Source organism: Pseudomonas sp. ICMP 3272 (assembly GCF_001466905.1).
GTDB classification, from domain to species: Bacteria; Pseudomonadota; Gammaproteobacteria; order Pseudomonadales; family Pseudomonadaceae; genus Aquipseudomonas; species Aquipseudomonas amygdali.
In genome coordinates this window covers 1-12,093 of sequence record NZ_LKEK01000036.1, presented here as the reverse complement: position 1 = coordinate 12,093, position 12,093 = coordinate 1, and the positions used below count along the sequence as shown (strand labels likewise).

General features: G+C 60.8%; 10 protein-coding genes and 1 riboswitch. Of the genes, 3 read left to right on the top strand and 7 right to left on the bottom strand.

From position 1 onward, the window contains the following. Positions 1-5: 5 nt before the first annotated feature. On the top strand, positions 6-1,004 hold the full coding sequence (locus AO068_RS04545) for an alpha/beta fold hydrolase (RefSeq protein ID WP_005780116.1): 999 nt from the start codon (positions 6-8) through the stop codon (positions 1,002-1,004). 68 nt (positions 1,005-1,072) lie between these two features. On the opposite strand, the gene nirD is transcribed toward AO068_RS04545, so the two are convergent. Both nirD and nirB read right to left on the bottom strand, forming a co-directional pair. Beyond that, on the bottom strand, positions 1,073-1,459 hold the full coding sequence (nirD, locus tag AO068_RS04540; protein ID WP_058407766.1) for a nitrite reductase small subunit NirD: 387 nt from the start codon (positions 1,457-1,459) through the stop codon (positions 1,073-1,075). Next, a complete protein-coding gene (gene nirB, locus AO068_RS04535; protein WP_058407765.1) occupies positions 1,459-4,020 on the bottom strand; it encodes a nitrite reductase large subunit NirB in 2,562 nt (853 codons plus the stop codon). Before nirB ends, nirD begins: the two co-directional genes overlap by 1 nt. 597 nt (positions 4,021-4,617) lie before the next feature. Here nirB and AO068_RS04525 point away from each other — a divergent pair. Beyond that, a complete protein-coding gene (locus AO068_RS04525) occupies positions 4,618-5,112 on the top strand; it encodes a GNAT family N-acetyltransferase (RefSeq protein WP_058407764.1) in 495 nt (164 codons plus the stop codon). A 57-nt stretch (positions 5,113-5,169) separates the two neighbouring features. On the opposite strand, the gene AO068_RS04520 is transcribed toward AO068_RS04525, so the two are convergent. The 5 genes from AO068_RS04520 to AO068_RS04500 form a co-directional block, all read right to left on the bottom strand. Continuing rightward, positions 5,170-7,176, bottom strand: coding sequence for a peptidase U32 family protein (locus tag AO068_RS04520; RefSeq protein WP_058407763.1), 2,007 nt, complete (start codon positions 7,174-7,176; stop codon positions 5,170-5,172). Positions 7,177-7,282: 106 nt separating this feature from the next. Beyond that, the gene (locus AO068_RS04515; RefSeq protein WP_058407762.1) at positions 7,283-8,074 is read right to left on the bottom strand and encodes an ABC transporter ATP-binding protein; all 792 of its coding nucleotides are present in this window, start codon (positions 8,072-8,074) and stop codon (positions 7,283-7,285) included. Then, a complete protein-coding gene (locus AO068_RS04510; RefSeq protein WP_016981376.1) occupies positions 8,071-9,093 on the bottom strand; it encodes a FecCD family ABC transporter permease in 1,023 nt (340 codons plus the stop codon). Before AO068_RS04510 ends, AO068_RS04515 begins: the two co-directional genes overlap by 4 nt. Then, positions 9,090-10,103, bottom strand: a complete 1,014-nt coding sequence (locus AO068_RS04505) for an ABC transporter substrate-binding protein (protein ID WP_005731962.1) — start codon at positions 10,101-10,103, stop codon at positions 9,090-9,092. Before AO068_RS04505 ends, AO068_RS04510 begins: the two co-directional genes overlap by 4 nt. 130 nt (positions 10,104-10,233) lie before the next feature. After that, positions 10,234-10,433, bottom strand: a riboswitch (cobalamin riboswitch). 18 nt (positions 10,434-10,451) lie between these two features. Further along, on the bottom strand, positions 10,452-11,168 hold the full coding sequence (locus tag AO068_RS04500; RefSeq protein WP_058407761.1) for a FadR/GntR family transcriptional regulator: 717 nt from the start codon (positions 11,166-11,168) through the stop codon (positions 10,452-10,454). 108 nt (positions 11,169-11,276) lie between these two features. On the opposite strand from AO068_RS04500, the gene AO068_RS04495 reads away from it, so the two are divergent. After that, on the top strand, positions 11,277-12,011 hold the full coding sequence (locus AO068_RS04495; RefSeq protein ID WP_005755744.1) for a FadR/GntR family transcriptional regulator: 735 nt from the start codon (positions 11,277-11,279) through the stop codon (positions 12,009-12,011). The last annotated feature ends 82 nt before the right edge of the window (positions 12,012-12,093 follow it).

The following is a 12,093-nucleotide window of genomic DNA, read 5'->3' as shown; positions in this document are numbered from 1 at the left end:
CCCTTATGCGGGCTGCAAAGATTGCCGGCATGTTGATGTCGTTGACGCTGTCAGGCGCAGCACTGGCTGAAACGCCCGGTTATGGCCAGCAACTGGAAGGTTTCACTTACCCCCACGCGCTGCACAAATTCAGTTTTCAGTCCCAGGGCCAGACGCTGGAAATGGGTTACATGGATGTCGCACCCACCGGCAAGGCCAATGGCCGCACCGCGGTGCTGATGCATGGCAAGAATTTCTGCGCCGCGACCTGGGAAGACACTATCGAGGGGCTGAGTGCTGCGGGCTATCGCGTTGTTGCGCCTGACCAGATCGGTTTTTGCACCTCGACCAAACCTGCGCACTATCAATACAGCTTCCAGCAGTTGTCGATGAACACCCACGCGTTGCTCGAAAAGCTGGGTATCGACAAGGCGTCGGTCGTCGGCCATTCCACCGGCGGCATGCTGGCCACGCGTTACGCGCTGATGTACCCGAAACAGACCGAGAAACTGGTGATGGTCAACCCAATAGGACTGGAAGACTGGAAGGCCCTTGGCGTGCCTTACCGCAGCGTCGATCAGTGGTATGAGCGCGAACTGAAGACCACCGCCGAAGGCATTCGCGCCTACGAGCAGAAGACCTACTACGACGGGCGCTGGAAGCCTGAATACGACAAATGGGTCGACATGCTGGCGGGCCTGAACAAGGGGCCGGGCCATAAGATCGTTGCCTGGAACTCGGCGCTGATCTACGACATGATTTTTACCCAGCCAGTGTTCTACGAGTTTCCCAGGCTGCAGGTGCCGACCGTGTTGATGATCGGCGATGCCGATACCACCGCCATCGGCAGCGACATCGCGCCGCCCGAGGTCAAGGCGAAGATCGGCAATTACAAGGTACTGGGCAAGCAGGTGGCGCAGATGATCCCTGGCGCCAGACTGGTGGAGTTCAAGGGCAAGGGGCATGCCCCGCAGATGGAAGATCCGCAGGGCTTCAACAAAGCGCTGGTGTCCGAGCTGCAATAGTCGGTCATTCATCCCACGCAACAGCCTGGTCGGCCAGCGACCAGGTTGTCTGGCCCTATTGTTATCAGCTAGACGGCAATCTCTACCTGATCTCCGTTAAGCCGTACCGACCAGACCTCCAGACGTTGCTCCGGGTACTCGATGCAACTACCGTCGTGCAGGCGAAAATGCTGCTTGTACAACGGCGAGGCAATCACCAGCTCGCCAGCAATATGGCCAATCAATCCGCGACCGATCACATTGGCACCGGACTTGGGGTCGCGGTTGTCGATGGCAAAGAGCTGTTCGCCCTCAGGGGTTTCAGGCAGGTAGAACAGCGCTACCTGCGTGCCGTCCAGCCACGCTACCACGCCGGAGTTGGCGACCAGATCCTTGCGTCCGCACAGGGCATGCCAGTGCAGTTGCAGTGCAGAATGGGCGTTTTCGCCCGCCAATACGGTGTTGGACGAATTCATTACACCACCTCCTTGAACAGCGGGATAAGGGCCAGCTCTTCGGGTTTTGCCGGACGACGCTGGGCGCGCTCCTTGACGAAATGCACGTCCGGGTCGCCACGCCCGTCATTGACGAAGGTGCGGAAGCGCTTGAGCTTCTCCGGGTCCTTGAGGGCATTGGCCCATTCGCATTCATAGCGGTCGACCACTAGCTGCATCTGCGACTCCAGCTCTGCGGCCAGGCCCAGGCTGTCGTCGATGATGACTGCCTTGAGATAGTCGAGGCCGCCTTCCAGCGATTCACGCCAGACCGAGGTACGTTGCAGCTTGTCGGCAGTGCGGATGTAGAGCATCAGGAAACGGTCGATGTAGCGAATCAGGGTTTCGTCATCCAGGTCGGTGGCGAACAGCTCGGCGTGGCGTGGACGCATGCCGCCGTTGCCGCATAGGTACAGGTTCCAGCCGTTCTCGGTGGCAATTACACCCACATCCTTGCTCTGCGCTTCGGCGCACTCGCGGGTGCAGCCGGATACGGCGAACTTGAGTTTGTGCGGTGAGCGCAGACCCTTGTAACGGTCCTCGATGCGCAGTGCCATGGCGACGCTGTCCTGCACGCCATAGCGGCACCAGGTACTGCCGACGCAGGACTTAACCGTCCGGGTCGATTTGCCGTAGGCATGCCCGGTCTCGAAACCCGCCTCAATCAACTCACTCCAAATGTCCGGCAGTTCATGCAGTTGCGCGCCGAACAGGTCGATGCGCTGGCCGCCGGTGATCTTGGTGTACAGGTCGTACTTCTTGGCCACGGCACCAATCGCGATCAGGCCGTCAGGGGTGATTTCGCCACCCGGAATACGCGGTACGACCGAGTAGGTGCCGTTTTTCTGCATGTTGGCCATCAAGGTATCGTTGGTGTCCTGCAGTGGCACCAGCGAAGGTTCGGTGATCGGGCGGTTCCAGCACGAAGCGAGAATCGAGCCGACCGCAGGCTTGCAGATGTCGCAGCCATGCGCGCCTTTGCCATGGCGAGTCAGCAGTTCGTCAAAGGTCTCGATACCTTCGACGCGGACCATCGAGTACAACTCCTGGCGGGTGTAGGCGAAGTGCTCGCAGAGGCTTTTGTCGACCGCCACACCGCGCGCCATCAACTCATGTTCGAACACCTGCTTGAGCAGCGCAGTGCAGCCGCCACAACCGGTGGCTGCTTTGGTGCAGGCCTTGACCCCGGCGAGGTCGGTGCAGCCATTGTCGATTGCCGAACAGATAGAGCCCTTGCTGACGTTATGGCAGGAACAGATGGTCGCGGTGGCGGGCAGGGCATCGGCACCCAGCGTCGGCGCGCCTTCGCCACGCGGCAGAATCAAGCTGGACGGGTCGGCGGGCAGGGTGATGCCGTTCTGGGCGTATTGCAGCAGGGTGTCGTAGTAACTGTTGTCGCCGACCAGCACCGCGCCGAGCACTTGCTTGCCATCTGCCGACACCACCAGCCGGCGATAGCTGGCGGTGGCTTCGTCAATGAAACGATAACTGACAGCCCCGGCCAGCGCACCGTGCGCGTCACCAATGGAGCCGACATCCACGCCCAGCAGCTTGAGCTTGGTGGACATGTCGGCACCGAAGAACGGCTCAGTGTCCTTTTCGCACAACTGTGCGGCGACGCCACGGGCCATCTGATAACCGGGTGCTACCAGGCCGAATACGCTGCCGTTCCAGGCCGCGCACTCTCCGATTGCATAGATATCGGCGTCACTGGTGCGACAGTGCTCGTCGATTGCAATACCGCCACGCGGGCCGAGTTCCAGTTCACACTGGCGAGCCAGAGCGTCCTGCGGGCGGATACCGGCAGAGAACACGATCAGATCGGTTTCCAGAAATTCGTCGTTGGCGAAGTTCATGCGATAGCGGTATTGCTTGCCGTCGCTGATCGATTGTGTGGCGCGCGACAGGTGTACGCCAACGCCCAGCGCTTCGATACGCGCTTTCAAGGCGGCCCCGCCGTGCTCGTCCAGTTGCACCGGCATCAAGCGCGGGGCGAACTCGACAACATGGGCTTCCAGGCCAAGCGACTTCAGTGCGTTGGCCGCTTCAAGCCCGAGCAGACCACCGCCGACTACCACGCCACGGCGAGCTTTCGAGGCGGCGTAGCGAATGGTGTCCAGGTCCTCAAGCGTGCGATAGACCAGCCGCGAGTTGCCCTGTGCGCCCTCGATCGGCGGTACGAACGGGAAGGAGCCGGTGGCCAGGATCAGCTTGTCGTAGCTGAAGCAGCCTTCGGCAGTGATGATTTCATGACGATCACGATCAATCTCCAGCACCGGTACGCCCAGGTGCAGCGTCAGGCCAGGTTGTTCGTAGACAGACATTTCACTCATGGCCAGCGACTCGGCATCGCGGCCGGTAAAGTATTCGGACAAATGCACGCGGTCGTAGGCACGCTGTGCTTCTTCGCCAAATACATGGATGCGATAACGCTCCAGTGCGCCGCCTGCGATCAACTGCTCGACGCAATGGTGCCCGACCATGCCATTACCGACGACGATCAGGGTTTTTACATCGTTCATGGGGAAGACTGTGGTGTTCATAGCAAGTCCCGGCCGAGGCCAATCAGGTTTTTTGAAGCAAAAAAAAGCGCCCGGAACCTTTCGGTTCCAGGCGCCTTTGCCTGTTCTCTTATTGGGTGTTCGGGGATGCCATCAAGCCACGTTGCCGGATGCACCCATGTGGCCCTCTGGTCTCTTCGAGACTGGCGATCAACGTCGATCAACCGGGGCAGCCCGACCACATTCATGGTGGGGTTATCCAACATCATGCAGGGGCTGTGCCAGCTTGCGGTTGCAGCGGTTCAGACGCGCATTGGCAATGCCCGCAAGGCTGTGCCGCGTTTACGAGGTGTCTGGCGCATGATTTTTCCTGCCTTGCATTGGTGCGCATCGAAGGGTTTGCGCTGTAAAGCTGTGCGCCGCATTGCCCGCTCACGATAATCGGCGTTTTTGCCTCTGGGCACCCCAGTCGCTCCAGGCACATATCGTTCCTCAATCCGCGTGGGAATGCCTGTCGTGACGCTCCGCGTCACAATTCTGCGCCGCGCCGCCTGCTCTATAGTTAAGCCGTGCGTTCAAAAGCCCAAGTCTGGCGTAACATTTGTATCACCCTGCAATTCCCCCAATAAGTCCGTGCTCATGAACATCACTATTACTGAGGTACACCCCTCCGAGATCCCGCACACCGTCGATTTCGTCATGCGTGCGCGTGCCGAAATCTTTCCCTTGCTCGACACCGTCACCGTTCCGCCCGATCTGGCCGGTTTCGAGCAGGTGTATCTGGACGGGGAGGACGGCAAGTTTCTGATCGCCTGCAGTGAAGGGCAGATCATCGCGGCTGTGGGCTACCTGCCGTTCGATCATCGTTTCCCGCAGCTCGATTATCGCGGGCGCAGAACCGTTGAGATCGTGCGCCTGTTCGTAATGCCGGAGTTTCGCGGCGACGGGCTTGCCAGCCGTTTATGTCAGGCGCTCTGGGCCCATGCCGAGGCAGGTGGCATAGAGGTTTTGTACCTGCATACTCATCCGTTTCTGCCCGGCGCGATCCGTTTCTGGGAGAAACAGGGTTTTGCTGTGACCGATGTGGAAAACGACCCGGTGTGGAATACGACCCATATGGAGCGCGTTCTTTAAGAGGGCTTTGTCAGAAGACGGAAGGGGGCTGGCAGGGCGCCAACCCCCTTGTATCGATCAGTGCGGAGAACGCTGACGCGCAGTCTTGAGCAGGTCTTCCGGGGTGATGTGGCCGACCACCGATTTAGCCGCAGCGCTGCCGGGCAACGGCAGGTCGAGAATGTGACCTTTCATTTTGCCGATCACGTGCATTTCGCAAGGTTTGCAATCGAATTTCAGGGTCAGCACTTCATCACCCTGCACCAGTTGCATGGGCGCGACCTTGGTGCGCACGCCCGTCACGCCTTTGGCCTGTTTCGGGCACAGGTTGAACGAGAAACGCAGGCAGTGTTTGGTGATCATCACTGGCACTTCACCGGTTTCTTCGTGGGCCTCGTAGGCCGCGTCGATCAACTGTACGCCGTGGCGATGGTAGAAATCGCGGGCCTTCTGGTTGTAGACGTTGGCCAGAAACGACAAATGCGACTCCGGGTACACCGGCGGCGGGGTGGTTTCGGCCTTGCGGCCACCGCGCGGATGCACCTTGATGCGCGCTTCGGTCAGCGCCTCGATGGCATCGCGGCGCAGGGTCTTGAGCTGCGAGTTGGGCACGAAGAACGCCTGTGGCGCGTCGAGCCTGACGTCCTGCGCATGGTAGATCGTGGTGCCCAGCTGGGTCAGTAGATCGCGCAGCTGATCCAGTGCCTGCTCGGGCTTGTTGGCTGCGCCGAACGGACCGTCAAGGTTTACCGCGACGCTCACACCTTCTTCACTGATGGCTTCCAGGCGCAGTTGGTCTTCACGAAGGGTAACCTGCCACTGAATGCCGATGCGGCGCTCGGCCGAGGTCTTGAGCAGCGCCTGCTGCCAGTTGTGGTCCAGGTTGCGATTCAACGGATGGTTGGGGCGCACACGGGACAGGGCCGCAGGCATCTCGTTGGGTTCTACACGGTAGCGCCAGCGTTTCTGGCCGTCTTCTTCGAACTCGCCTTTGAGCTCGGCGATATTGGCACGGAAGCCCACCACTTCACGCTTGATCTGCACGTTGAGACCGTCACCGTTGGACAGCGGCTCATGGGTCACGGCGATCAGGTCACGCTTGCCGAGTTTTTCGACGGTGCCGACTGCCAGACCGGTAAACGTCGGCGTATCGAACGCACCGATGTCGATCTTGCGGTCACTGACGAAATAATCGGTGCTGCCGCGATGAAAGGTCTTTTCCGGGTCTGGCACGAAGAAGTGCGCGGTACGGCCGCTGGAAGCGCGGGCGAGGTCCGGACGGTCTTCGAGAATCTCGTCCAGACGCTGGCGGTAATAAGCGGTGATATTTTTGACGTAGCCTGCGTCCTTGTAGCGACCTTCGATCTTGAACGAGCGCACGCCTGCGTCCACCAGATCGCGCAGGTTGGCGCTCTGGTTGTTGTCTTTCATCGACAACAGATGCTTTTCGAACGCGACGACGCGGCCCTGATCATCCTTGAGCGTGTAGGGCAGGCGGCAAGCCTGCGAGCAGTCGCCGCGGTTGGCGCTGCGGCCGTTTTGCGCATGGGAAATATTGCACTGCCCGGAGAACGCCACGCACAGCGCGCCATGAATGAAAAACTCGATAGCAGCATCGGTTTCGCGGGCGATGTCACGAATTTCCTGCAGGTTCAGCTCGCGGGCCAGCACCAGTTGCGAGAAACCGGCCTGATCGAGAAACTTCGCCCGGCCCATGGTGCGGATGTCGGTCTGGGTGCTGGCATGCAGCTCGATGGGCGGAATGTCCATCTCCATCACCCCGAGGTCCTGCACGATCAAGGCGTCTACGCCTGCGTCGTAGAGCTGGTGAATCAGCTTGCGGGCTGGTTCCAGTTCGTCGTCATGCAGGATGGTGTTGATCGTGGTGAAGATCCGCGCGTGATAGCGATGAGCGAATTTGACCAGCTCGGCAATGTCGCTGACCTCGTTGCAGGCGTTGTGTCGCGCACCAAAGCTCGGCCCGCCGATGTACACCGCATCGGCGCCATGCAGGATGGCTTCACGGGCAATGGTTACATCCCGTGCAGGGCTGAGCAATTCCAGGTGGTGCTTGGGTAACGACATGGCAACGGGATCCTGCGGCGGGCAAAGCGCGCATTGTAGTGCTACAGGCCGCGCGGCGCACCTGTTGAAGCATGCGCCAGGTGACCGGCTGACCATCGGCGCGTCTTTAGTGAGAGCGCAAACGCAGGATTTTCGCGCCGTCGAACGGGTCGGTCAGCCAGTGCGCCACGACGCCGAAGGTGCTCAGCAGGCGTTCCGGGGTCAGCACCTCGACCGGCGCACCCAGTGCGACCAGCCGGCCTTTCTCCATGACCGCCACGCGGTCGCAATCCAGCGCCTGATTCAGGTCGTGCAGGGCTATCACAGTGGTTACCGGCAAGGCCCTGACCAGACCGAGGATGGTCAGTTGGTGCTGGATATCCAGGTGATTGGTCGGCTCGTCCAGCAGAAGGATCCTGGGTCGTTGCGCCAGCGCCCTGGCGATGTGCACGCGCTGCCGCTCGCCACCGGACAGGGTGTGCCAGGCACGTTTCTGCATATGCAGCATGTCCACATCCTGCAACGCCTGGCGAACGATTGCGTCATCGTTGGTACTCCACGGCTCGAGTGCCGATAGCCAGGGCGTGCGGCCCAGCTCGACGGCATCCAGAACCGTCACGGCATCGCTGGTTTCTGCTTGTTGTTCGACCACCGCCAGCAGGCGCGCCACGTCTCTGCGGCTCATTGTCTCAAGTGGTTGCCCGCCCAGTCTGACCTTACCGCAGATCGGTTTCTGAATACCGGCCAATAGTTTCAGCAGGGTGGATTTTCCTGAACCGTTAGGGCCGACCACGGCCAGTGTCTCGCCGGCTGCGATGCTCAAGTCGACGTCGCGCAGCAGCGCAGCGCCACGCACCGAATAACCCAGCCCCGTGCAGCCCAGCACCGGTGCGTTGGCCAGATGAGGAAAGGCGTTCATCGCGTGCTATTGCCCCGGATAAGAATCAAAGCGAAGACCGGTGCGCCGATCAGCGCGGTAATGACGCCAATCGGCAGCGCCTGACCCTTGATCAGCGTGCGCGAGAGGATGTCGGCAGCGATCAGGAACAGCGCGCCGCTCAATGCGCTCAACGGCACCAGCCGTGCATGGCGCACACCGACCAGCATACGCACCGCGTGCGGGATCACCAGCCCGACAAAACCGATGGAGCCAACGATTGACACCATCACTGCGGTGACCAGGGCTGCGGTCGCGATCAGGATGATCTGCACGCGCCGCACGGCAATCCCCAGTGACGCCGCCGAGTCGCTGCCGAAGGTGAACGCGTCCAGCGCTCGCCGGTGCCAGAGGCATACCAGCAGACCGACCAGCACCGTCGGCACTGCCAGCCATACCGAGTGCCAGCGTACGCCGCTGAGGTTGCCCAGCAGCCAGAACATGATGCCGCGTGCCTGTTCGGAGCTGGCGGATTTGGTGATCAGAAACGAGGTCAGGGCATTGAACAGCTGTGAACCGGCGATTCCGGCCAGAATGATCTGCCCGGCTGCTGTGGTGCCTCGCGACGAGTGGGCCAGCAGGGCGACCAGCGAAAACGCCGCCACGGCCCCGGCAAACGCGCCTGCCGACATCGAAATAGCCCCCGCACCAAAGCCCAGAATGGCGACCAGCACCGCGCCGGTCGAGGCCCCGGCGGAAATTCCCAGCAGATACGGGTCTGCCAGCGGGTTGCGCAATAAGGATTGCAGCACCACGCCACAGATCGCCAGCCCGGCCCCGCAGGCTGCCGCGACAATCGCGCGGGTCAGCCGGTAGTTCCAGACGATGCCTTCGTCGATAGGGTCGAGCACATAGCCGGCAGCCCAGAGTTTGTTGGCCAGCACCTGAAAAACCACCTTCAGGCTGATCGAGGTTTCACCAATCGCCGCGCCGACCATGATCGCCAGCACCAGCACTGCCGAGACCCAGAGCACATGGCCCAGCGCTACCTGTAATCTCATTGTGCAGCGTTGAAACGGTTGGCGGCGTCAGCCAGTTCCTCGAACCCGGTAAACAGGCGCAGGCCAGCCTGCATGCCCTCGGCGTCGATGATCACGATCCGGTCATGCTTGACTGCGTCCATGTTGCGCGTAACCGGGTCGCTCTTGAGGAATTCGATCTTTTTCAGGTAGTCGTCGGCCGGGAAGCGGCGGCGATCCATGCGTGCAATCACCAGAATGCTTGGATTGGCCTTGGCAATGGTCTCCCAGCCCACTGTCGGCCATTCTTCGTCGGACTTGACGATATTGCGCATGCCCAGGCTGTTGAGCATGAAGTCCGGGATGCCTTTGCGGCCTGCCACGAACGGGTCGCTGGCGAGATCGGAACTGGAAAACCAGAACAGCGCCGAGACGTCGTTCGCCTTGTTCTGTTTGACGTTGGCAATCGCGGCGCTCAAGCGGGCCTTGAGGTCGGCAACCAGCGTGTCACCGCGGTCCTGTACATCGAAAATCTGCGCCAGTTGCTCGATGCTCTTGTAGATGGTCTCGATGCGGAACGGCTCCAGGCGTGTGCCGTCGGCACCGACCAGATTATCTTTGCCTTCGCAATCGGACGGCAGAATGTAAGTGGGTATTTTCAGGTCATGGAACTGCTCGCGTGTGCCGACCACGCCCTGTTTGCCGACCATCCACTCCAGCTGCACCGCCACCAGTTCCGGACGTTTGCCAATCACCGCTTCAAAGCTTGGGTCGTTGTCGGCCAGACGTTCTACCTTATCGTTCTGCGCCTTGAAGCGTGGCAAAACGTTGTTGAACCACAGCGACGTGCCCACCAGCCGGTCGCCCAGGCCCAGTTCGTAGAGCATTTCAGTGCCGGCCTGACCAATGGTCACTGCCTTGGTCGGTGCATGCGCGAACGTCAGGGTCGAACCACAGTTTTCAAGGGTCAGCGGATACTGAGTGGGGGCGGCGAGGGTCAGGGTGGACAGCGTCAGGCTGGCGGCAAGTACGGCAAGGCGGGGCAGCGACATGAAATGCGGTCTCCGTTGGAGCAGGTGCCAAGGCGCAATGCACATCAGGAAACACATCCCCGGCAAATGACCGGGCACGACGGAAAATGCCGCCGCGTGCGGATGTCCTTCCCGGACACCCCGCCGGTTAGTGGGTTGAAGCAGGTCGGCAGGTCTCCTGACTGGCATGTCATCGCCGGGCTCCGGCCTTCCCGGAGCTGAATCCAGTGGCAGTCATGGAGCAGGCTCGATGCCTACAGTTGCGGGGGCAGTTTCGTTTTGGCCTTGTGCAGACAAAGCGTGCGAATTCCCTGTTAGTTCCTCTCGGAAACCGACGGGCGGCATGGTAAACTATAAGCGTTTTAGTGGCTAATCCTTTGCGCGCAGGCGCAGCAGACTGTTGATCAGATGCAGGCGCATCGCGGCTCGGGCGGCATCCCGATCCTGATGGACGATGGCGTCGAAGATGGTCTCCTGTTCGCGTTGCTGGATGCCCGGATCATCCTCTGCGTGCAACGACGTGATATTGCCGAAGCCGCTGCGGGTGCGAGGCAGGATGCTGCTGCCGAGCTGGCTCATCACGTCGGTAAAGAAGCTGTTGGCGGTGCACAGTGATATCTGTCGGTGAAACTCGAAGTCGGCCTTCATGGTGTCGTGTCCCAGGCGCGCGCAGCGATGCAGCTCATCGAGTGCCTGACGGATGGCATCCAGTTGCTCGGGCGTGCGGCGTTGAGCCGCCAGCGCGGCAGATTCCGGCTCGATGCTCAGGCGCAGCTCGATGATGGATACCGCGTCGCCGGGTGTGCCGATTGGCGGTTCAACCTGCTGGAAATTCCCTGGCTGCGCTGCATCGACCACGAAGGTGCCGATGCCATGCCGGGTTTCGACCAGACCTTCGGCTTGCAGACGCGACATCGCTTCACGAACCACGGTGCGGCTGACCCCGGTTTCACGGATGATCACCTGTTCGGTAGGAAGCTTTTCACCGCTCTGGATCTCGCCTTCGTGAATTCTGCGCGAAAACTCGGCGACCAGTTGCTGAGTCAGGCTGGAGCGACGGCCTTTTGATGTGGAAGGTTGTTCCATGGCGGATGATCGGGTCCGTGTCGGGTGGCTGAGTATAACCGTACTCAAGGCGTGTTTTGTGTGGGGATCGCAGCCTATACTCGCGTATCGGACAGAACTGAGGCTGCAATGTCGGACAACGCGCTTTCCTCGCAAAAGAACCATCGACGCCTGGCAGAAACCCTGGTCGACCGCTTCGCCCAGCGCATGCGTGACGGCGTGCTGGTGCGCGGCGAGAAACTGCCTTCCGAGATCCACATCATGGAAGCCGAGGGTGTCAGCCGCACGGTGGTGCGCGATGCGCTGTCGCGGATGCAGGCCGCCGGGCTGGTGGAAACCCGGCATGGCGTCGGCACCTTTGTTCTCGACATGCCACCGCCTGAAGGTTTTTCGGTAGGGCCTGCGACCATCGCCACCTTGTCCGATGTGCTGAACCTGCTGGAGTTTCGCTTGAGCCTGGAAGTCGAGGCAGCAGGGCTGGCTGCGCAACGACGCAGCCCTGAGGCGTTGCTTGAGCTCAAGCGGGCGTTTGATGCGCTGCTTGAAGGCCCGCAGAAATCCGGAACCACCATCAATGCCGATTTTCAATTTCACCTCAAGATCGCCAAGGCGTCAGGCAATGCGTACCTGATCGATATCATGAAACATCTGGGCACCAAGCTGATTCCCCGCACGCGGATGAACTCGGCCTACACAGGGCAGAGCGATCGCAACGCCTACCTGGCCGGAATCAACACCGAACACCGGCAAATCTACAACGCCATCGCCGAAGGCAACGTCGACGCAGCGCGCTCGGCGATGTACCTGCACCTCAACGGCAGCCGCATGCGCCTGCGCCGCACTCAGGCGCTGTACAGCGACTGAGCGATCCAGGGCCGGACGCGGAGTTTCTGCCAGACACCTATCGTTCCTCACGCTCCAGCGTGGGGATGCCTTGGGTGACGCT

Coding starts and splice junctions, on each gene's coding strand:
- AO068_RS04545 (WP_005780116.1), top strand. CDS start 6: ATGCGGGCTGCAAAGATTGCCGGCATGTTGATGTCGTTGACGCTGTCA.
- nirD (WP_058407766.1), bottom strand. CDS start 1,459: ATGAATTCGTCCAACACCGTATTGGCGGGCGAAAACGCCCATTCTGCA.
- nirB (WP_058407765.1), bottom strand. CDS start 4,020: ATGAACACCACAGTCTTCCCCATGAACGATGTAAAAACCCTGATCGTC.
- AO068_RS04525 (WP_058407764.1), top strand. CDS start 4,618: ATGAACATCACTATTACTGAGGTACACCCCTCCGAGATCCCGCACACC.
- AO068_RS04520 (WP_058407763.1), bottom strand. CDS start 7,176: ATGTCGTTACCCAAGCACCACCTGGAATTGCTCAGCCCTGCACGGGAT.
- AO068_RS04515 (WP_058407762.1), bottom strand. CDS start 8,074: ATGAACGCCTTTCCTCATCTGGCCAACGCACCGGTGCTGGGCTGCACG.
- AO068_RS04510 (WP_016981376.1), bottom strand. CDS start 9,093: ATGAGATTACAGGTAGCGCTGGGCCATGTGCTCTGGGTCTCGGCAGTG.
- AO068_RS04505 (WP_005731962.1), bottom strand. CDS start 10,103: ATGTCGCTGCCCCGCCTTGCCGTACTTGCCGCCAGCCTGACGCTGTCC.
- AO068_RS04500 (WP_058407761.1), bottom strand. CDS start 11,168: ATGGAACAACCTTCCACATCAAAAGGCCGTCGCTCCAGCCTGACTCAG.
- AO068_RS04495 (WP_005755744.1), top strand. CDS start 11,277: ATGTCGGACAACGCGCTTTCCTCGCAAAAGAACCATCGACGCCTGGCA.